Annotated in this window: 15 protein-coding genes; 7 read left to right on the forward strand and 8 right to left on the reverse strand. The window is 61.9% G+C overall.

From position 1 onward, the window contains the following. Positions 1 to 3: 3 nt before the first annotated feature. The gene (locus C7S18_RS17135; RefSeq protein WP_146151975.1) at positions 4 to 1,038 is read left to right on the forward strand and encodes a hypothetical protein; all 1,035 of its coding nucleotides are present in this window, start codon (positions 4 to 6) and stop codon (positions 1,036 to 1,038) included. An 89-nt stretch (positions 1,039 to 1,127) separates the two neighbouring features. On the opposite strand, the gene C7S18_RS17140 is transcribed toward C7S18_RS17135, so the two are convergent. Then, positions 1,128 to 1,694, reverse strand: a complete 567-nt coding sequence (locus C7S18_RS17140; protein WP_106892717.1) for an ECF-type sigma factor — start codon at positions 1,692 to 1,694, stop codon at positions 1,128 to 1,130. Positions 1,695 to 1,900: 206 nt separating this feature from the next. On the opposite strand from C7S18_RS17140, the gene C7S18_RS17145 reads away from it, so the two are divergent. Beyond that, positions 1,901 to 3,889 carry a UvrD-helicase domain-containing protein gene (locus tag C7S18_RS17145; RefSeq protein ID WP_240623920.1) on the forward strand — a complete coding sequence of 663 codons (1,989 nt, stop codon included), beginning with the start codon at positions 1,901 to 1,903 and terminating at the stop codon, positions 3,887 to 3,889. Continuing rightward, positions 3,886 to 4,740: an alpha/beta hydrolase gene (locus C7S18_RS17150; protein ID WP_106892719.1), complete on the forward strand. Its 855-nt coding sequence runs from the start codon at positions 3,886 to 3,888 to the stop codon at positions 4,738 to 4,740. The genes C7S18_RS17145 and C7S18_RS17150 overlap by 4 nt, the downstream gene beginning before the upstream one ends. 360 nt (positions 4,741 to 5,100) lie before the next feature. Here C7S18_RS17150 and C7S18_RS17155 read toward each other — a convergent pair whose 3' ends face one another. Continuing rightward, the gene (locus tag C7S18_RS17155) at positions 5,101 to 6,987 is read right to left on the reverse strand and encodes a sensor histidine kinase (protein ID WP_146151976.1); all 1,887 of its coding nucleotides are present in this window, start codon (positions 6,985 to 6,987) and stop codon (positions 5,101 to 5,103) included. Positions 6,988 to 7,404: 417 nt separating this feature from the next. Here C7S18_RS17155 and C7S18_RS17160 point away from each other — a divergent pair, with 417 nt between their 5' ends. After that, positions 7,405 to 9,672, forward strand: a complete 2,268-nt coding sequence (locus C7S18_RS17160; protein WP_106892721.1) for a serine/threonine-protein kinase — start codon at positions 7,405 to 7,407, stop codon at positions 9,670 to 9,672. Positions 9,673 to 10,390: 718 nt separating this feature from the next. Here the strand turns inward: C7S18_RS17160 and C7S18_RS17165 are convergent. Continuing rightward, the gene (locus tag C7S18_RS17165; protein WP_106892722.1) at positions 10,391 to 11,209 is read right to left on the reverse strand and encodes an outer membrane protein assembly factor BamD; all 819 of its coding nucleotides are present in this window, start codon (positions 11,207 to 11,209) and stop codon (positions 10,391 to 10,393) included. Between the two features lie 104 nt (positions 11,210 to 11,313). On the opposite strand from C7S18_RS17165, the gene rluD reads away from it, so the two are divergent. Next, entirely contained in the window at positions 11,314 to 12,276 is a 963-nt protein-coding gene (gene rluD, locus C7S18_RS17170) for a 23S rRNA pseudouridine(1911/1915/1917) synthase RluD (protein ID WP_106894077.1), read from the forward strand. Between the two features lie 5 nt (positions 12,277 to 12,281). Next, a complete protein-coding gene (gene pgeF, locus C7S18_RS17175) occupies positions 12,282 to 13,049 on the forward strand; it encodes a peptidoglycan editing factor PgeF (protein ID WP_106894078.1) in 768 nt (255 codons plus the stop codon). A gap of 12 nt (positions 13,050 to 13,061) precedes the next feature. Here pgeF and tgt read toward each other — a convergent pair whose 3' ends face one another. The 4 genes from tgt to C7S18_RS17195 form a co-directional block, all read right to left on the reverse strand. Further along, positions 13,062 to 14,162: a tRNA guanosine(34) transglycosylase Tgt gene (gene tgt, locus C7S18_RS17180; RefSeq protein ID WP_106894079.1), complete on the reverse strand. Its 1,101-nt coding sequence runs from the start codon at positions 14,160 to 14,162 to the stop codon at positions 13,062 to 13,064. A 7-nt stretch (positions 14,163 to 14,169) separates the two neighbouring features. Beyond that, on the reverse strand, positions 14,170 to 15,177 hold the full coding sequence (lipA, locus tag C7S18_RS17185) for a lipoyl synthase (RefSeq protein ID WP_106892723.1): 1,008 nt from the start codon (positions 15,175 to 15,177) through the stop codon (positions 14,170 to 14,172). Between the two features lie 496 nt (positions 15,178 to 15,673). Next, positions 15,674 to 16,369, reverse strand: a complete 696-nt coding sequence (lipB, locus tag C7S18_RS17190; RefSeq protein WP_106892724.1) for a lipoyl(octanoyl) transferase LipB — start codon at positions 16,367 to 16,369, stop codon at positions 15,674 to 15,676. After that, on the reverse strand, positions 16,357 to 16,632 hold the full coding sequence (locus C7S18_RS17195) for a YbeD family protein (protein ID WP_170113322.1): 276 nt from the start codon (positions 16,630 to 16,632) through the stop codon (positions 16,357 to 16,359). Before C7S18_RS17195 ends, lipB begins: the two co-directional genes overlap by 13 nt. 130 nt (positions 16,633 to 16,762) lie before the next feature. Here C7S18_RS17195 and C7S18_RS17200 point away from each other — a divergent pair, with 130 nt between their 5' ends. Next, entirely contained in the window at positions 16,763 to 17,770 is a 1,008-nt protein-coding gene (locus C7S18_RS17200; protein WP_106892726.1) for a class 1 fructose-bisphosphatase, read from the forward strand. A 13-nt stretch (positions 17,771 to 17,783) separates the two neighbouring features. Here C7S18_RS17200 and C7S18_RS17205 read toward each other — a convergent pair whose 3' ends face one another. Beyond that, positions 17,784 to 20,168 (reverse strand): TonB-dependent receptor, encoded by a 2,385-nt coding sequence (locus C7S18_RS17205; protein ID WP_106892727.1) that lies wholly within the window; start codon positions 20,166 to 20,168, stop codon positions 17,784 to 17,786. Positions 20,169 to 20,288 lie beyond the last annotated feature (120 nt).

Here is a 20,288-nt window from a genome sequence, read left to right on the forward strand (position 1 = left end):
ACCATGAAACGGATCTTCTTTGTGGCCGCAATGGCCATCTTCACCTGCAACCCTGCCAAGGCCGAATGGTGGGTCGGCTTGCAGACCAGCGGCCAAACGACGCCCACCAACGCCATATCCATCTACGACTCCGAAGCGAGCGGCAACACCAGCCCGACACGAACTGTCGGGGGCGATGTCAGCAGCTTGCGTTCCATCGCCGACTTCACACGCGACGACCAGAACGATCAGATGGTGGTCGCCGATTTCCGCGGCAACCAGATCGTCCGCTTTGATCTGGCGAGCCAAGGCAACGCGGCGCCATTGCTGCGCTTCACGCATGCAGGCATGCAGCAACCACGGCGCATCATCGCGATTCCCGGCCACCACGAGTACGGCATCCTAGCTTCGACCACCTTGCTCTACATCGGAATGGACGCCGTCACCGGGGCGCCGATCACACGCGCCGGCAACTACACGCAAAGCGGATTGAACAACCCGTTTGGTCTCGCCTATATGCCGGCGACTGACGAAGTGGCCGTGGGCGACGTCGAAACGGTCGATGGCAGCAACGCCGGCGAGATTCGCTTCTTTGCCCGAACCGATGACGCGGCGTTGGCCACCACGCGTCGGTTGTTTGGCAGCAACACCCGACTCGGCATCTTTGTGTTGGGCTTGCGCCATGATCCGGTCCAGCACGAGCTCATCGCCCTGGTTCGCGACAATCCGGTCAATGGCCTGTTTCCTGGCCGCATCGTGGTGTTTACCGAAAGCGACGATGGCAACATCGCGCCGATTCGCGAAATTGCCGGCGACGCGACGCAATTGATCAACGTGAGCAGTCTCGGTTTTGATGCGGCGACTGGAGATATCAGCGTTGGCCTGGGCAGTCAGACGGTGCCGCTCGCTGTACTGATCTTCAATCGCAACGACCAAGGCAATGCCGCACCCAGAAAACGCTTGTCAGGCCCGCTGACCGGCTTGAATCTGCCCGACGCCGTTGGCGCCATCAGCTATGTTCCGGCGTCCAATCGGCTGTATCGGGATGGCTTCGAATAAATGCTGCTCTCACCGATGCTCGACTAGTACCTTCAGCATGATGAGGCAAGCTTCGTACCTCACAATGAGCGCGACCAAGAGGCCCGCGCTCACGCTGACAATTGGTCCTTGAGCCAGGCGCGCGCGAACCGGAGATCGCGATTTACGGTGGCAAGCGACACGTCAAGCGTCGCCGCCACGTCCTCCAAGCCGAGCCCCACCAGCCAATGCAATTCAATGACATCGGCCTTGCGCGCATCAAGCTTCCGAAGCGCGTTCATCGCCTCATGCAAATCACCGGCCTGGCCACTCATGCCTTCGCTGATTTCGCCAGCCGCCGCACCCAGCGTGAGATGTTGCTGACCGCCGCCCCGCTTCTCGGCCAAATCGTGGCGGGCCAGATCATGCAGATGATTGCGCATGGCCACTGCAACGGTCTTGAAAAAATGGGCGCGATCCGTCCAGCTCGCTTCAGCAGCAAGCAGATTCGCGATGACCTCATGCGCGAGTTCGGTGGGTGCCAGCGGCACGACCGAAGATTCGCGGCGAAGTCGCGCGCCCGCCAACTGTTTGATGCGCGCATAAACGGCCGCAAGAACCCGGTCGGCGGCTTGCTCGTCGCCCGCGCTCCAGGCCTGCAACCATTGCGTGAGTTGATGGGCGTCAGCGTCTGACATGGCAGCATCGACATGCGGAAAAGGCCAAAGCTACTGGTTCTTGGCGAGTCGGGCAACGTTTGATATCGGACCAGCCTGACGTGCTGGGGCGGGTTTCGAGTCCGGAGATGCGCCGGACTCGAAACGAATGGCGTTGAACATGAGGTTCAACGCCATTCATGCCGAATCAACAGCCCCAGCCGCTACAATGGCAAGCCCTCGATTTGATGCCTGCCCTAGTGAGTCTGAATCCTGAACAACGCGCCGCCGTGCACTATCTGGCCGGCCCCTTGCTGGTGCTTGCGGGCGCGGGCTCGGGCAAGACGCGGGTCATTACCGAAAAGATTGCCGAACTGCTGCGGAGCGGCCATCAGGCCGAGCGCATTGCGGCGATCACGTTTACGAACAAGGCCGCGCGGGAAATGCGCGAGCGCGTTGCCAAGCTGATCAGCAAAGAGGCCGCCGAAACGCTCCAGGTCAGCACGTTCCATGCACTCGGCCTGCGCTTCTTGAGCATGGAACACGCAGCTGCGGGATTGCGGCGCGGCTTTACGGTGCTCGATGCGGACGACTCGTTTGGCATCTTGAAAGACTTAAGCCCCAAGGCGCAAAAGAGCGACGTCTACGACTTGCTGCGGCAGCTGATTGGTCGGGCCAAGGACGAAGGGCTCACGCCCGAACAAGCATTGAAAGCAGCGCGCAGTCCACGAGAATTGCAGGCCGCGGAAATCTACCAGGCCTATCAGCAGCGCTTGCAGACCTTCAACGCAGTCGATTTCGATGACCTGATCGCCTTGCCGGAGCGTGTGCTGCGCGAGCAGGAGGCCGTGCGTCTGCGCTGGCGCGAAAAGCTCAGCTATGTGCTGGTGGACGAATATCAGGACACCAACCGCACGCAGTATCGCCTGCTGAAAGAACTGGTCGGACCGCGCGGCGCGTTTACCGCCGTCGGTGACGACGATCAGAGCATCTATGCGTGGCGTGGCGCGAATCCGGAAAATCTGAACCAACTCACCGTCGACTACCCCCACCTCAAGGTCATCAAGCTGGAGCAGAACTACCGCTGCTCGGGGCGCATTTTGCGCTGCGCGAATGCGGTCATCGGCAACAACCCACATCTGTTCGAGAAGCGACTTTGGAGCGCCCATGGCGAGGGCGATCACATTCGCATTCTGAACTGTCGCGACGATCAACATGAGGCCGAGCGTATTGCGGCCGAGATCGTATACAAGCGCGAACAGCAGAAGGCCTTGTGGTCCGATTTTGCGATTCTTTATCGTGGCAATCACCAGGCTCGGGCGCTGGAGCAGGCGCTGCGGCTGGCGCGCGCGCCGTATCACCTCTCGGGTGGCCAGGCGTTCTTTGACCGCGCTGAAGTGCGCGATGTGCTGGCCTACCTGCGCCTGATCGCCAACCCGGACGATGACGCCGCATTTTTGCGCGCGGTGCAAGTCCCAAAACGCGAAATCGGCACCATCACGCTGGAGAAGCTGGCCACACTTGCGGGCAGCAAGCACGTGAGTCTCTTGAAGGCGGCTGAGAGCATCGAAGTACAGAAGCAACTGGCCGCGCGCCCCGGCGCGCAGATCGCCGAATTCGCCGGCTTGTTTCGACACTGGCGGGAGGCCGCGACGCGCATGGGCGCGGGGGACTTGACCGCACTGGTCATTCAGGAATCCGGCTATGCCCAGCATTTGGTGGCGGGCCTGCGCGACCCCGAATCGAAAGCCCGGCGCGAGGAGAACATGCAGGAGTTGGTAAGGTTTCTGCGTGAATCCGACAAAGGTCGCGACGGCTTGTCCGCCTTGGCCAATCAGCTCGCATTGATCAGCTTTTCCGATCGCGACGATCCGGGCAACGCGGTGCGCTTGTCCACCTTGCACGCATCCAAGGGTCTTGAGTTCCGGCATGTCTGGTTGGTCGGGGTGGAGGATGGAACTCTGCCGCACCAGGGTGCGATCGACGAAGGTCGACTCGAAGAGGAACGCCGACTGTTCTACGTCGGCATCACGCGCGCGAAAGAATCGCTGACGATGAGCGTGTCGCAGCAGAAAAAGCGCTTTGGCGAAATGGAACGCCTGAAGCCGAGCCGCTTTCTGCGCGAATTGCCCGAGACGGATGTGCGCCAGGAGGGCGACGACCCCGAGCGCGAAGCCGAAGAGAAGCGCGAGCGCAACCTGTCGCACTTTGCTCGGATTGCCGACCTGCTGAAATGAAGCGCATCCTGTTTCTGTTGCTTATGGTGGTCATCGCGGTCGGCGGTTGCCGTTCGGTCTATTTTGGTGCGTTGAACGCAGCGGCCGATAGTGAGCGCCTGGCTCCCGAGTCATTCGAGTTCGATACCGAACACCAACTAGCACTCGATGTGTATCGCCCGGCAACCTGTCAGAACGCGCCAGTATTGGTGTTCTTCTACGGCGGCACCTGGCAGCACGGCGAACGACGCTGGTATCGGTTTGTCGGCGAGCGTTTCGCGTCGCTCGGTATCGTGACCGTTGTGCCGGACTACCGGAAAGCGCCGACCGTAGCGTTTCCTTCCTATGTGGAAGATGCTGCCAGGGCGCTCGCATTTGTGCGCGCCAACGCTCTAGCATGGTGCGGCGATCCAAAGCGCATCAGCATCAGCGGCCACTCTGCTGGCGCGCATATCGCCGCGCTGCTCGCGACGGATGCGCGCTACCTCGCGCCTTACGGCATCACCCCCAAACAATCCATCGCCAGCTTCATTGGCCTAGCCGGGCCATACGATTTCCTGCCGATTGAATCGAAGGAACTGCGGGTGGCGTTCCCGGATGAAAGCCGCGATACCGACACGCAGCCGATTCGCTTTGTCGATGGCGACGAGCCGACAATGCTCTTGATCCACGGCATGGACGATGAACTGGTCTGGCCGCGGAACAGCATCAACCTCTATGCGCGACTGCAGACGGTCGGCGTGGCGAGTGAGTTGGTTCTGATCCCCGACATCGGCCATACGCGGCTGCTCAATCAGCTCGGTGATGCCAAGGACCCTTTTGGGATCAGCCGCTCGATGCTCGCGTTGCTTCAACGCGCCCAATCGGAATGATCATCGCAGCGCGGTGGCGCAACAAGTTGCTCCCGCGCCCACGCGAGTAGGAGACCAGCCGCCCGATTGGTGCGCTTATTCGCGCATCAAACTGTCAGCGACAATGCGCGATTCTTACAACGGCGCAGTGTGGCAAGTAGCCCTCTCCCCAGCCCTCTCCCACTCGCGTGGGAGAGGGAGTCGACGCCCTCCCCCGCGATCGCGGGGGAGGGGGTTACTTGCGGTCAGAATCATGGTTTCGTCGGAGTAGCTAGCGCTCAGGAACGCAATTGGCCATCGCGCTAGGGATGAGAGACGAAAGCGCCACCCTAAGCCACCGTCGTGGTCGCAGTCGCGTGCCAAGCGTGAACATTCTCGCGATCATTGCTGTGGCCGCGACCAAATCAGCTGCAGCGAGGCGCCACCGGACACAAGGTTGCCCGCCTCATGACGCGCACCGACTGCTTCGGCGCGTTCACGCATGGAGGCCATGCCAAGGCCAATGTGTCCGACCGTCGTTGGCAGGCCATGACCATCGTCAGACACCGACAGGATGACGTGGGCAGCGATGACTTGGAGGCTGACGGAAATCGTTTTGCAGCCGCTGTGCCGGATGGCGTTGTTGACGGCTTCCTGCACCCAGCGATAGATCTGCAGGGTCGCACTTGGACCAAACGGCAGGCTCGCATCCAGCTGTGGATCGATCTGCCAGTGCAGGCGAATACCACTGTCTTTGAAGGCAGGTTCCAGCCGCGCGCGCAAACGACCCAGCGACAGCGTCAGATCATCGTCTTCGGTCCCCAATGCATCCACGATCAGACGCAAGTCATTGAGACTCTCGGCAATCGCACGCAACAACTCGTCGACATCAGGCGTCTTGATCCGCGCCGTGACCAACAAGCTCGCCAATGACCCGGCCACGCCATCGTGCATGTCCTGCATGATCCGACGGCGCTCACGGCCCAGCACTTCGGACCGCTCCACCGCTTGCATCCGGGCGAACTGAGCCTGCAGGCTTGCCTCCCGCGCGGCGACGGCGGCCTCCAACTCGCGCACATGATCCTGCACCAGCAAGTGATTGCGATAGACCTGCCGGACCACGTCCAGCGCATAGGCGATCGCGAGGAACAGCAGCCCGAATGGCGCCAGCGAGACATCCCAAATGCCGAACAGGTTACTGGTCGAATGCAATGCGTCATAGAGTCCGACGCCGCACAACGCCACCAGAAAAGCAACGACCCATGGCGCAATAGGGTCGTTCAGGTAGATACGAGCGTAGCGGACGAAGCGCCACAGCACGTAGAGGACCGCCACCATCACCGTGTACTGCAAGATGAGCGATGGCAGCGCCACCCGAGTGCCACGACTCAAGCCAGGGGCGTAGAGCACGAGCGTCATGATCGGCAACCCAAGCCAAAGCACCCACAGAAATCCACGACCGAATCGAGGCTCGTCGTTGCTGATCAGTGCGTCCGCAAAGCGCGGCACCATGCACACCGCGAGCAAGGCGCCGACCATGTAGAGCCAAGTGAACGCTCGGTAGTCGAGCAGGTCTGGCGGCAAGAACAAATTGATCGTTGTCCCGATCCAACCCAACACGGCCAGCGCAAACGCGCCATGGAGCCGGCGATCGCGTACGCGCAGTGCCAGTCCGATCGCCAACGCCAGGAATGGCAGGCTCATCAACACCGCGGCGCGATGCCCTCTGCGCCCGAGCACTTGCGCCCAGATGGACGGATGCAGCAGATCGCTCGTTGGTGCCGCGTAGATGGCGGACATCACTTGCCAATGCGCCGAGCCGGCGCGCAAGACAATATCAACATAGTCGTTGGCGCGCCCGGGCTCGCGCGGAAAACTCACGGTGACGGGTAAGTGACGATCCACGGATTCGGCACTGAGGCCTCCCGCCGGGCGCAGTGGCCGTCCTTGATAGAGGATCTGGATGTCTTCGTTGAAGAACGGCACGTACACCGACCAACCAAGCTCCGAACGCGTTGCCGGCAACGGCGGCAAACGGACCCGCAGGACCACATACTTCTTGTCGCAATCGGTTTGGCAGGTGTCGATCGGCAACGCTAGCGTCGTTCCCGCCCAAGACGGATCTGCATGTTGCTTGAGCGCCTCGGCATAGTCGGTCACGCGCATGCCTTGCACTTGGTGCAACGACGCCACTGCCGGTTGCGAAAGTGCGCGCAGTCCGAAGTAGAGCGCACTCAGGACGGCGTTGACGAAGAGCACGATGAGGAGCAGCCGAAGCCAGGGGCGCATCACAAACTCATTCGACACCGGAGCGACCGATCATATACGAGGCGGCCGCGCCCGCGTGGTCTTGCGTGGCCTGGACGTTGTTTGAAGTTTGCCGAGTTCGGCCGTCACATCGCGCGCCAGCCATCGGGCGCTGGCAGCGCCCAGTTGCGCCAAGCAGGTGCAGTTGGTGTCCAACACGCGCGATCATGGATCAGGCCATCGATGCCCAGACCCGCGCATCAGGTTGCGCTGGCAATTTGGGGTGACGATTTGTTCGGGCTAAGATCAGGGCTTCTGCACCGCCCTGACTCCTGCCGTGGCCGATTCTGATCCAACTGCTGTCACGCGTCAGCAACCTGAACTTGCCGTTCAGGCCAACTTGTTTCGCGCGGTGTTGCAGATCAACCGACGCTGCCACGATCACTTGGGACGCGCCGCATGAGCCGCACGACCGTCGATGCGAAAGCGGCCTTCGCCGAGATCGAAGCGCATTTTCACGCATTGCTTGAACTGCCGTCTGCCGCGCGCGGCGCGGCATTAGCCAACTTGTCGGTCAGCGCTTCGGTCCGGCAGGAATTGCTGCGGCTCCTGGCTGCCGATACGTCGGCCGACTGTCTGGCGCAGTTGTATGACGCGGTTGCCGAAGCGGGCCAGTCACCTTTGGATGGGCCAAGACGCAACACGGAAACGGCCGAGCCGGGCATGGTGTTTGGTCCGTGGCGCCTGCTTGCCGAAATTGGCGCGGGCGGCATGGGGACGGTCTTCGCCGCCGAGCGCGCCGACGGTCAATACGCCACGGAAGTGGCCATCAAACTCCTGCGTGGGTTTCCAACCTCCGAAGCCATCGATCGGCTGCGCCAGGAGAGACAGATCCTGGCCGCGCTCGACCATCCGAATATTGCGCGGCTCTTGGATGGTGGCGAGACGCCGGCGGGACAACCGTATGTGGTCATGGAGCGCGTTCGTGGTCAGCAATTGGAGGACTGGCTGCGTGCCGCACCGCGATCGCTGAAGGATCGCCTGTCCCTGTTTCAGAAGCTGTGCGCCGCAGTCATGCACGCGCATCAGCAGCTCATTGTGCATCGAGACATCAAGCCCTCGAACGTACTCGTTCGCGTCGACAACGAACCCAAGCTGCTCGATTTCGGCGTGTCCAAACTCCTCGACTGGCAGGACGAACGCCAGACCTCCACACGCGTGTTCTCGCGCGGCTACACGAGCCCCGAGCAATTGCAGGGTCAGCGCATTTCGACCCGCAGCGATGTTTACAGCCTTGGCGTATTGCTGGAAGCCATGCTGTCTGGGCAACCACCGTACGACGCGCATGCCCGTTGGCCAGGCGTGCCCATTGATGCCGAACTCAAACTGATCATCAGCACGGCGCGGGCCGAGCACGCTGACGATCGCTACGCGAGCGTCGCCGATCTTGCTGCTGACGTGGATCGCTATCAACGTGGCCTGCCGCTGCTGGCGCGAGCGCCGGGTCGGCTGTATCTGCTCAGCAAATTCGCCCAGCGCCATCGGGTAGCGGTTTCGATCTCGGTCATGGCGACCGTCTTGACGTTGTTTGGCATTTGGCGGTTGATCACCGAAACCGATCGCGCCCGCCAAGCCGAAACGGAAGCGCTGGCGCAGTCGGCGCGCAGCGAGCAGCGCTTCATGCTGCTGTCCGAGGTGTTTGCCGGCATTGGCAACCCCGACGCCGCGGGCCAGGTCCTCGACGCCAACGGCTTGCTCGACCGCGCGCGTGATCGCCTGCTGGAGCGATTCGCCGACGACCCCGCAGAAGGCAGCCCGTTCGAGCAGTTGCTCGGCGATGCGTATTTGCGGGCCGAACGCTGGCATGATGCCGAACGAATGTACGCGGCCAGTGTGCGGCACGCCAAAGATCGGAGCGCGCTGGAAGTCCAGAAAGCCATCCGCGAATGGGCGCGCATGCTGATGCAACAAAACCAGCCGGCGTTGGCGATTGCGGTACTGGATCTGGCCCCGGTCAGCTTTGAGGGCACCGGGCAACCCATTGATCGGCGCGAATTGCAAGTCCGCCTCAGCCTGACGCGATTGGACGCGATGGCGGCGCTGCAGACCCCGGGCGTACAGGCTTTGGAAGCAACGGTCGTGGCATATGCCGAACAGCATCTGCCGGCCGGGCACCAATTGCGGGCCGTGTTGCGCTTTCGCCAGGCCCAACGTTTGGAGCTCGCTGGGGACTACCAAGCGCTCGTTCCGGTGCGGGCGGCGATCCTGCAGGAATGGTCGGCCGACCCAACCGCGCGGCGCGAGGATCTGGCGTTTCAGGAATTGAATCTCGCCCGTGCGATCCGCCTCGCAGGTGCGTCGGCGGATGCCGCGTGGGCGGCCCTGCAACGGGCGAGCGACCACGATCAAGCGAGCTACGGCGCGCAGCTCTCCCAACTCAAACATGAGATCAGCCTGGAGCGCGCGGCACTCGCGTTCCGCGACGGCGAGATTCCGCGCGCCAATCAATACGTCGACGAGGCTAGCAATGTCGCTGCCCGGATTCCCGTCGATACCGACCTTGAGAGCACCCTACTGCAGGCAGAAATTCGTTTGGCGGCGGGCGATCTGGCATTGGCACGCTCTTTGTTGGCCGGCGCTGCCGAACTGTCGGGCTCCCCCATCATGAGGGCGAGGCTGCAGCAATTGCAGCAGGCGTTGCGCGATGCTTCGGCGGGGAAGCACTGACGCTTGCAGCGTGCAAGGCGATTGCGGTGGCAGCGGTGAGGTAGGAGTGTCCGTCGCACCGAAGGCCCGCTTGTTCGCGCATCAAACTATTGTCCCGTGTCGGAGGTAGCGCTCGGCCTGCTCGCCGTCGTGCCATCGAAACAGGCTGTGTGAAAACGGTTGGAGATTGCGGCACCGCCTCATTGCCGTCATCCCGACGAAACAGGCTGTGTGAAAACGGTTGGAGATTGCGGCACCGCCTCATTGCCGTCATCCCGACGAAACAGGCTGTGTGGAAACGGTTGGAGATTGCGGCGCCACCTCATTGGCGTCATCCCGACGAAAGTCGGGATGACGACAACGTAGCAAGCGCCCTTGCGACGGCGTCAGACGCCCTGAATGCAGCCACCGAAGCCGTCTTCACACAGCTTGTTTCGCTGGGATGACGACAAGAACAGTGCGTTGGGTGATGTTTGATGAGCGTCCAGCCGCCCCTTTGGTGCGCCTATTCGCGCATCAAACTGTCAGCGACGGTGGGCGATTTTCACGACGGCACAGTGTGGCAAGTAGCCCTCTCCCCAGCCCTCTCCCACTCGCGTGGGAGAGGGAGTCGACCCTCCCCCGCGATCGCGTGGGAGGGTCGAGGAGGGGGTTACTTGCGAACAGAATGACGGGACAAGACCCGATCCGGGGCGAGTCTCAAGCTCGCAAATGCCGATTCCTGCCGCCGGGGCGGTGATCACGCCTCAGCGCGGAACGGATTCAGCTGCTTCCAGGTGGCTTTGCGTTTCGGGAAATGACCCGTGAAGTACGCATGTTCCGGATAGTTCAGCTTCAGTACCTTAAGTGCATCAGCCGACGCTTCAGTCTGGCCCAGTTTTTCGTACGACAGCACCATCAGGGCCAAGGCATCGCCGGCCTGGGGCGCTTCCTGGAACTGCTCCAGCACATAGCGGGCGCGCCCGATTGCCGCCACGTAGGCGCCCCGACGGTAGTAGTAGCTCGCGATGTTGATTTCGCCCTGAGCCAGACCGTTACGCAGATACACCATGCGCGTGCGCGCATCGTTGGCATAGCTGCTGTTTGGGTACTTGTCGGTCAGTTCCTTGAAATCCTGGAACGACTGCCGAATGTTCTTCAGATCACGGCGGGTGAAGTCCTTCTCGATGAAGCGATCCAGAAACCCCGCCTCACGCTCGAAATTGATCAAACCGCGCAAGTAATACGCATAGTCGATGCGCTCGTGCGTCGGGTACAGCTTGATGAAGCGGTTGACCGTGGACAATGCGTCTTCCGCGCGGCGCTCTTTGTGCTGCGAGTACGCCAATTCCAGCTGCGACTGCTCGTGGTACTTGCCGTACGGGAAGCGCGCGACCAGGCGTTCGTAAAAGCGCGACGCGCGCCGATACTGACCGGCGTCGAGCGTGCTTTTGGCTTCCCGGTACAGTTGGTCGACCGGCAGTGTTTCCGCATCGTCCATCTTGACTCGGTCACGGTTACAGGCGCCGAGCAGCAAAATCAGGGCAATCAGCAGCACTTTTCGGTTCAGAAACAACATGGATGCCCTCTGGGCCAATAGAATCAGACGGTAATCATAACCCAGGAAATGTTAAGCCGGTTCTGAACGTGCGCATCCCGCCCGCCAAACCGGCCGAAATCGCCATGTCTGCCGCACCTGAACACCCCGAAATCGAGGCCCAGCAACGGGCTGTGACCGAAACCGAGCACGGCCTGCGCCTGGACCAAGCCATGGCCGAGCTGTTTCCAGACTATTCCCGGAGCCGCTTGACGGCCTGGATCAAGTCCGGCCGCGCCACCCTTGACGGCGCCGAGGCCAAACCCCGGCAGACGGTCACCGAAGGCCAGATCATTACCCTGCTGCCCGAACCCGAGGCCCAAACGAGCGCGAATGCCGAGGATATCGCCCTCGACATCGTGTTCGAAGACAGCCACGTGCTGGTGATCAACAAGCCGGTCGGGCTGATTGTCCACCCGGGCGCCGGCAACCCAGGCGGCACGTTGATGAACGCCCTGCTCCACCACGACCCGAAGCTCCGCGAATTGCCCCGAGCCGGCATCGTGCATCGTCTGGACAAAGACACGTCCGGATGCCTCGTCGTGGCGAAAACCCTGCCGGCGCACACCAGCCTCGTTTCCCAGCTGGCAGAGCGCGAGATCAGTCGGCGCTATCAGGCGCTGGTTTACGGCGAGATCATCGCGGGCGGCCGCATTGATGCGCCAATCGACCGGCATCCGCGCGATCGCCTGCGCCAGGCCGTGCGCGAGGACGGCCGAGAGGCGATCACGCACTACCGCGTCGCCGAGCGACTGAAGCACTTCACGCTGCTGGAATGCCAGCTGGAGACCGGCCGCACCCACCAGATCCGCGTTCATCTGGCGCATATTCGTCACGGCATCGTGGGCGACCCGCTGTATGGGCTCGGCCTCCGTCTGCCCAAGGGAGCCAGCGCGAACTTGGTCGAGACGCTGCGCGGGTTTAAGCGGCAAGCGCTGCATGCGGCCAAGCTTGAGTTCGATCACCCGAAAACGGGCAAGCTGGTCAGCGTGGAAGCCCCATTGCCCGCTGATTTCCAACAGTTGCTCGCGGCGATCCGGGCCGGCTGATGGCGATGCCCGGGTGGCTGCCGGCGTCCTGGCCGGCGCCTTCGAACATTCACGCCGGCATCAGTCTGCGCACCTTCGCCGGCGTGTCGGTTGGTCCATATGCATCGGCCAACATGGGTTTGCACGTCGGCGATGAGCCCGCTGCTGTGCTTCTGAATCGGGAGCGACTCGCGGCAGCGTTGCAATTGCCATCGGCGCCAATTTGGCTGCGACAGGTCCACGGCACGGCGGTCGTTCGCATTGAAGCGACCCATGCCGTGTCCGAAGCGCCTGAAGCTGATGCCGCGATCACCCCTACCGCGGGTGTGGTGCTTGCGATCCAGACTGCCGATTGTCTGCCGATTTTGTTGTGCGATCGCAGCGGGCAAACACTCGGCGCTGTCCATGCCGGCTGGCGCGGCGTCGCGCTCGGCGCGATCGAAGCTTGCGTCCATGCGATGGGCGCCGATCCGCAGGATCTGCTCGCGTGGATTGGGCCTGGGATTGGGCCGGATGCGTTCGAAGTCGGCGCGGATGTGCGCGACGCGATGCTGGCTGCCAGTCCAAACGAGATAATTGCAGCGCATCGCGCTGCGTTCCGGCCACGCGCCGAGCATCCGGGCAAATGGTGGTGTGATCTGCCTCAGCTCGCCGCGTTGCGTTTGCGCGCACTTGGGCTCTCATCGATTCACATCGAGCCGGCGTGCACCGTGACCGATTCGGACCGGTTTTACTCACACCGCCGCGACCGTGTGACCGGTCGCATGGTCAGCTTGATCTGGCGTGATGCGTAGTCGTTGAAACGCTTACGGTTCAGCCCGCGCAGCGTAGAACTCGGCCACAAAGTCAGCGAATCGCCCCTGCTCCAGCGCCAAGCGGATGCCGGCCATCAGCTCTTGGTAATAGTGCAGGTTGTGGATTGTCGCGAGCGTCGAGTACAGCATTTCCTTGCAGCGATCGAGATGCTTCAGGTACGCCCGCGAGTAGTGCTGGCACGTGTAACACGTGCAGTCCTTGTCGATCGGCGCGAGGTCCTTCTCGTACTTCGCGTTGCGGATCCGCACCTGACCAAAGCGTGTAAACAAATGACCATTGCGCGCATTGCGGGTCGGCATCACGCAGTCGAACATGTCCACCCCGCGCCGTACCGCTTCCACAATGTCTTCCGGCCGACCGACGCCCATCAAATAACGCGGGGCGTCATCGACCAAGTGCGGGACGGTTTCGTCGAGAATGTGTTCGCGCTCTGCAGCCGGCTCGCCGACGCTGAGGCCGCCAATCGCATAGCCATGAAATCCGATATCGGTGAGCACCTTGGCCGAACGCGCACGCAGCGCCGAATGCATGCCGCCTTGAACAATGCCAAACAGCGCATTGGGGTTGCCTTCGAACGCACGCTTGCTGCGCTCGGCCCAGGCTAGCGATAACTCCATCGACTTGCGTGCCTCAGGTTCCGTCGCCGGATACGGCGTGCACTCGTCGAAGATCATCACGATGTCGGAATTCAGCGCGCGTTGAATGCGCATTGATTCCTCAGGCGACAAGAAGACCTTGCGGCCATCAACGGGCGATGCAAAGTGCACACCTTCGGGCGTGATTTTGCGGCGCTCGGCCAATGACCAGACCTGAAAGCCGCCAGAGTCGGTCAGGATGGGTTTTGACCAGCCAATAAACTCGTGCAGGCCACCATGCGCCTCGATGACCTCGGTGCCCGGCCGCAGCCACAGATGAAACGTGTTACCGAGAATGATCTCGGCGCCCACAGCCTCGACCTGGTGGGGCGTCACCGCCTTCACCGAACCATAGGTTCCGACCGGCATAAACGCCGGCGTTTCGACCGTGCCGCGCGCAAACGTCAGCCGGCCACGGCGCGAAACACCCTCGCGACCGAGGATCTCAAACTGCATCGTCACATCAAACTCCCGCTTCGTGCGCCATCACATCGGCGTGGTACGACGAGCGCACCATCGGCCCGGAGGCCACATGGCGGAAGCCCATCTCGTAACCGACTTGCTCGAAGTGCTTGAACTCATCGGGTGTCCAGTACTTCAGCACCGGGTGATGATGTTTGGACGGCTGCAGATATTGGCCGATCGTGATCATGTCGACGTCGTGCGCGCGCAGATCGCGGAGTGCGCCGATGACTTGTTCTTCGGTTTCGCCAAGGCCGAGCATGATGCCCGACTTGGTCGGCACGTTCGGGTGCTCAGATTTGAACTGCTTCAGGAGTCTGAGTGACCAATCGTAGTCGGCACCTGGGCGCACTTCGCGATACAGCTCGCGCACTGTTTCCAGATTGTGGTTGAACACGTCCGGCGGCGTATCGCGCATGGATTCCAGCGCGCGCTCCATGCGGCCTTTGCCGCGAAAATCGGGCGTCAGAATTTCGATCTGAATGCCTGGGCTCAGCGCGCGCGTTTCCTTGATGCATGCGGCGAAATGCGCGGCGCCGCCATCGATCAGATCATCGCGATCGACCGACGTGATGACGACGTAGCGGAGTTTCATGTCGGCAATCGTACGCGCGAGGTTCTTCGGCTCGTTCGCATCCGGCGGCTTGGGTCGGCCATGAGCCACATCGCAGAACGAACAGCGGCGCGTGCAGACTTCGCCAAGAATCATGAACGTGGCGGTGCCCTTCGAGAAACACTCGTGAATGTTCGGGCACGAGGCCTCTTCACAGACGGTGACCAGTGCATTCTGGCGCAGTTTGGTCTTCAGTTCCTGCACGGCATTCGTGCTTGGCAGCCGGACGCGAATCCAGTCCGGCTTGCGGAGCAGCGGCTTGCTGGCGTCGAACGTCACGGGATTGCGCGCAATCTTGTCCTGCGCCAATTGCTTCTCGCCCGGCACCAGGCCTGGCGGCGCCTCGATCAGGTTCAACGGAATGGTCTTCGGCGAATTGGCGGGCGTGCTGCTCATGGTCGCACCAGTGGCAAGATGACTGCGAAGTTTAGCACCCAGGGGCGGCCGGGGCCTGAATCAGACGTTCGCGTGTCGCGGTGAATAAGCATCTGTCATGTGGCTCGGTTGCCGGTTTTGGCCAGATTGCCTGGACCCCGGAACAAACCGAGGTTGACGACATTAGGGACTGGGTGACCGGCCCGAGCATTCGGGGGAAGCAACCCTTTGGAATGTCGTCGCAAGATAGAACCTCACCCCGGATCAAATCCGGGGTGACGAGTCGCGAGGTTGTCACGCGCGGCAGAATCATGGCTTGAGAAGGTGGGAAGTATCGGTTTCCCAAAGAATCTCAATCCACCTCTGGTCACCCCGGACTTGATCCGGGGTGAGTTTGATGTTTCTTCAGGCACCCAGAAACGTCGTTGAAACAACGAGAACGGTCTTGACTCAACGCTTTCACGCAGCCTGGAAAGCCGGCGTCTAGGGCAAACTTACCGCGTGACTCACCGCAGCGTCAGGTGCCGACCAGCTCCGGAATCGGCTCGGTCACTGCCGGATCAAACACGGGCTCTTCCGAGCCGCTCGTGCGGTGAAATTGCTGCCACAAGTGCCGTACCAAGGTCTGCTGGACAGCACTGAACGTTGCGGCCGCGTTGAGTTCGGCGAGGTTGACCACCTGCAGCCCTCGGTAGCCACACGGATTGATCCGAGCGAACGGTTCCAGATCCATTTGGATATTGAATGCGAGCCCGTGAAACGAGCAGCCGCGGCGAACGCGTAACCCAAGGGCCGCGACTTTCGCCGGCCCGACATACACACCGGGCGCGCCCTCCAGCCGATCGGCCGTCACGCCAAATTCGGCCAAGGTGTCGATCAGCGCCTGCTCAATCCGAAACACCAGCGCCTTGACGCCAATCCCCAATCGCCGCAAGTCGAATAGCGGATACGCGACGATCTGGCCGGGGCCGTGATACGTCACCTGCCCGCCGCGATCGACCTGCACGACCGGAATGTCGCCCGGCGCCAGCACATGCTCGGCCTTACCCGCTTGGCCCTGCGTAAAGACCGGGTCATGTTCCACGAGCCAAAGTTCATCGGCCGCGTTGCCATCGCGCTGATCGGTGTAGGCCTGCATGGCGCGCCAGACGGGCTCGTAAGCTTGCCGCCCCAGGTTCCGGACTCGGAGCGCGATCGGCGTCACAGCGTCCATTTGACGGAAGGATGGCCTTTCAAAGCGGCGTACACCGCATCGTAATGGTCGCGATCGGCACACAGGTAGCTCATGCTGACCGACAGATAGTTGCCCTTCGCCGACGGCCGAACCCGGAGCGTGGCATCCAGCGGGGCCACGCCCGCCTGGGCCAGCACGGTCGCCATCTGAGTGTCGAATTGGGTGTCGGCCAGCACAAAGGCCGTCACCTCGAAGGTGCCGGGAAAGCTGAAGCCGCGTTGATCTTGGGGAGTCTCGTTCATCGGCACAGTGTGGGGGCAGGCTGGCGGCGGTTCAAGTGCGAGGCGAAAGGCGGGCAAGGCAGAATGCTGACGGCACGCGAGCGCGCGTTTCGGCGAAAATATCGGGATTCCCCGTCTGCCGGAGCAAGCCATGAAAGCCGTGTCTTTATCGCGTTATCTGATCGAAGAACAACGGGCCAAGGGCAAGATCCCGGCCGATCTCCGCTTGCTGATTGAAGTCGTCGCGCGCGCCTGCAAGAGCATCTCATCGGCCATCAGCAAGGGCGCGCTCGGCGGCGTGCTGGGGAATGTCGGCACGATCAACGTGCAGGGCGAGGCACAGAAAAAGCTTGACGTGTTGTCAAACGAGATTCTGCTTGAAGCGAACGAATGGGGCGGCCATCTGGCCGCGATTGCGTCCGAAGAAATGGACGATCCGCATCCGATTCCGCACCGTTATCCGAAGGGTGAATACTTGCTTGTATTTGATCCGCTCGATGGCTCCTCAAACATCGATGTGAACGTTGCGGTGGGCACGATCTTCTCGGTATTGCGCTGCCCGGAAGGCGTCACTGAACCCGAGCCCGAGCACTTTCTGCAGCCGGGTGTGCGGCAGGTCGCCGCGGGCTATTGCATCTACGGGCCGAGCACCATTCTCGTGCTGACCGTGGGCGACGGCACCGTGATGTTCACGCTGGATCGCGACTTGGGCAGTTTCGTGCTGACCCAGGACTCGGTGCGCATTCCGGAAGACACCGCTGAGTTCGCCATCAATGCCTCGAACGCGCGCCACTGGGATGCGCCCGTCAAGCGCTACGTCGACGAATGCCTCGCTGGCAAGACCGGCGTGCGCGGCAAGGATTTCAATATGCGCTGGGTGGCATCGATGGTCGCCGACGTGCATCGCATCCTGACGCGCGGCGGTATCTTCATGTATCCGATCGACGCCAAGTGCCGCGACAAGGGCGGACGTCTCCGCTTGATGTATGAGGCCAACCCCATGGCCTTGATCATTGAACAGGCGGGCGGTGCCGCGCACACCGGTTACGAGCGCATTCTCGACGTGCAGCCGCTCGGTCTGCACCAGCGCATTTCGGTGATTCTCGGCTCAAAGCACGAAGTGGAGCGCGTCGCGCTGTATCACCGCGAACCGCAGTAACCCAACGCGACATTCACGGCCACGCCATCTGCCAGGTAACATCGAGCCCGATCATCCGATCGGGCGCATCGTAGATTTCCGGCAGAAATCCAAAGCCCTGCTGATCGATGAAGTAAGTGTCGTTCAGCAGGTTGGTGCCAAACAGCGAGACGTCCCACGCGCCCCGTCGGTATCCAACGCGTGCATCCAGCAGGTCGCGCGATGGCAATTCGGTGAGCTGACCAACGAGCGAGGCCGCGCGCGCCGGCTCCGCGTGCGTGAAGTTGGTGCCGACATACCAGCCATTCTCAAACCGGTAGCGGGTGCCAAACCCAATCGTCCACGGCGGCGCGCCGACCAGATCATTGGTCGCCAGCGTGTTCTCGGTGTTGAGCGCGGCGCCATTGATCCAGACTTCGGCGTTGGCCGATGGCTGCCAGTGGTAGTCCGCTTCCAGTCCAAGGATCCGGCTGTCGAAAATCGTAATGGCGCCATTGACGCCAGTTGCCGTGCGCGGGCCCCAGTCGTGGTGAAACAGTCGGAATTCCAATTGCTGCGTGTCGGCGATGGGCACATGCCAGGCCAACTCGACGGTATCGATCCGTTCGGTCGCGCCAATCGGCGACACTTCGGGGAAATAGTCCGTGATGCCGTACGACTGGCGATACGCGAGCGCGAGCCAGTGGGCGTCATCAAAGCGATAACGCAGCGCCCCGTTGACGAGCCAGAGGTCCTGATCCGACACGTTGCGGATATCCGGCCCCAACACCTGCTCGCGATACACCGCCGCGCAGTCGGTAGTGCCGGCACTGGCCGGGTCGATCACCCGGCAATTGGTGACGACAAAATCGTAGTAGTCGGTGCGCGTCTCACTATCGGCACCGACTTCGCGGACATTGAGGCTCGCGTCCCATTCCGAACCATCGTCATATCGAAATTCAACATAGGCCTGCGGCAGCCGATACAGCCGCTGGGTTTCGCGCATCCATTCGATCCCTGCGACCTGCCCTGGGACTACCGGCTCCAGGCCCAAATCTCCGGGCGTCAGGCCGAGACTGAACGATTGCGGCGTGTACACCTTGCGGTACCGCTCGGATCGCGCGACACCGAGCGACGCCCCAAACCGGTCGGACACTTGCCAGTCGGAGCGCAGATCCAGAAATTGCAGCAGGAGATAGACCGGCTGGGCGCGACGAACCTCGTCGTTAATCACCCGAAGCACAGCGGCTTCGGTATCGGAATAGCTGGCGTGGGCCGACAGAATCCAGTCGTCGGTCGCCGCAAACGCGTAGTTGAATGCTCCACCCTGTGCGGCAATATCGGCACCTGCCGGGCAGTAGTCGCGACCACCGCCGCATGTGCCCCCTGGCGTTTGCACGCCACCGGTTTGCGCGTTGTTCCATTTCAGCAAGCTACCCGCAATCTGATGGCGCCCCTCCGGACTGTCCCAGGCATATCGAAGCGACACCTGATCGTCTTCGAACGCGTCGGGATCAGCGTCGGTGTCGCGACTTTCGTCTTCCAACTGCCCACTCAGGCCGATCGAGAATCGCGCGCCCGAAAGCCCCAGGTCGCCCGTCGTCGCCGCACTCAGACGTGGGGCGTAATTCTGCGATACGAGCAATCGCGACTTCAGCCGCACACTGTCGGTTGGCTCGGCGGTCCAGGCTTCGATCTGGCCCGCACCGGCGCCGAACGCGAGTCCAAGCCCCGTGCCGGCGCGCGTCATTGCCAGCGATTCGGTCAGGTTCAGATCAATCTGGCCGTAGACGTTCGCCTCGGCCGGCAGCGGGATGCCATCGATGCTGATCAAGCTGGAGCGATAACCCAGCGGCAATCGCGGCGCCGTAATGCCGCGGATGGAGTCGGACGACGCCATGCCGTAGATCCCCGGGGCGCGCATCACTGCGGAGTTGTAGTCCCTGAGGGCCTCGTCTTCGGTTCGGGAAATGCCGATTTCGGTACGCGGCACGACCGGGCTCCGCTCGGCGGGAGAATCCACTTTCAATGCGTTGCGGACCGCTTCAGCGGCCTGGGCGTCGCGGATGCCGACGATGTCCAGGGCATCGGCACGCAAGTCAGGCGTACTCGCCGGCGAATACGCCACAACGGTAATACTGCCGTCTGGTTCCTCACGCCAATCGAGGTTATAGCGTGCGCTCAACGCGTCCAGAATGTCATTCGCTGGCGCTTCGGACGGGACGTCGAGCGCGTCCTCGCGATTGGCCAGCTCTGGTGCCAGGGCTACCCGGCAGTCGTTGTTTTCAGCGATTCGTGCGGCAATGTCCAGGAGCCTTGCCTGCTCGGCAAAGCGTGGCAACGGACGCGTCAAATCGCAGGCAGCCGCCTGACTCACCCCAAGGATGAGCCAGACAGCACCGTGCAGGGACACAATCCGTGCGGGTGTTCGGACAGCCATGCTTTTTATCTTGTAATGAGTACAACACTTACGCTCCGATTCGAACCGGGACCGATACGGCTTGCCTGCCGGAAAGAACGGACGTCCATGTCCAGACCCGGGTCAATGGGTACGACGCAG

Source organism: Ahniella affigens (genome assembly GCF_003015185.1).
Classification (GTDB): Bacteria; Pseudomonadota; Gammaproteobacteria; order Xanthomonadales; family Ahniellaceae; genus Ahniella; species Ahniella affigens.

Bases quoted from the DNA above. Each gene is read 5' to 3' on its own strand.
- C7S18_RS17135 (WP_146151975.1), top strand. From the start codon at position 4: ATGAAACGGATCTTCTTTGTGGCCGCAATGGCCATCTTCACCTGCAAC.
- C7S18_RS17140 (WP_106892717.1), bottom strand. From the start codon at position 1,694: ATGTCAGACGCTGACGCCCATCAACTCACGCAATGGTTGCAGGCCTGG.
- C7S18_RS17145 (WP_240623920.1), top strand. From the start codon at position 1,901: ATGCCTGCCCTAGTGAGTCTGAATCCTGAACAACGCGCCGCCGTGCAC.
- C7S18_RS17150 (WP_106892719.1), top strand. From the start codon at position 3,886: ATGAAGCGCATCCTGTTTCTGTTGCTTATGGTGGTCATCGCGGTCGGC.
- C7S18_RS17155 (WP_146151976.1), bottom strand. From the start codon at position 6,987: ATGCGCCCCTGGCTTCGGCTGCTCCTCATCGTGCTCTTCGTCAACGCC.
- C7S18_RS17160 (WP_106892721.1), top strand. From the start codon at position 7,405: ATGAGCCGCACGACCGTCGATGCGAAAGCGGCCTTCGCCGAGATCGAA.
- C7S18_RS17165 (WP_106892722.1), bottom strand. From the start codon at position 11,209: ATGTTGTTTCTGAACCGAAAAGTGCTGCTGATTGCCCTGATTTTGCTG.
- rluD (WP_106894077.1), top strand. From the start codon at position 11,314: ATGTCTGCCGCACCTGAACACCCCGAAATCGAGGCCCAGCAACGGGCT.
- pgeF (WP_106894078.1), top strand. From the start codon at position 12,282: ATGCCCGGGTGGCTGCCGGCGTCCTGGCCGGCGCCTTCGAACATTCAC.
- tgt (WP_106894079.1), bottom strand. From the start codon at position 14,162: ATGCAGTTTGAGATCCTCGGTCGCGAGGGTGTTTCGCGCCGTGGCCGG.
- lipA (WP_106892723.1), bottom strand. From the start codon at position 15,177: ATGAGCAGCACGCCCGCCAATTCGCCGAAGACCATTCCGTTGAACCTG.
- lipB (WP_106892724.1), bottom strand. From the start codon at position 16,369: ATGGACGCTGTGACGCCGATCGCGCTCCGAGTCCGGAACCTGGGGCGG.
- C7S18_RS17195 (WP_170113322.1), bottom strand. From the start codon at position 16,632: ATGAACGAGACTCCCCAAGATCAACGCGGCTTCAGCTTTCCCGGCACC.
- C7S18_RS17200 (WP_106892726.1), top strand. From the start codon at position 16,763: ATGAAAGCCGTGTCTTTATCGCGTTATCTGATCGAAGAACAACGGGCC.
- C7S18_RS17205 (WP_106892727.1), bottom strand. From the start codon at position 20,168: ATGGCTGTCCGAACACCCGCACGGATTGTGTCCCTGCACGGTGCTGTC.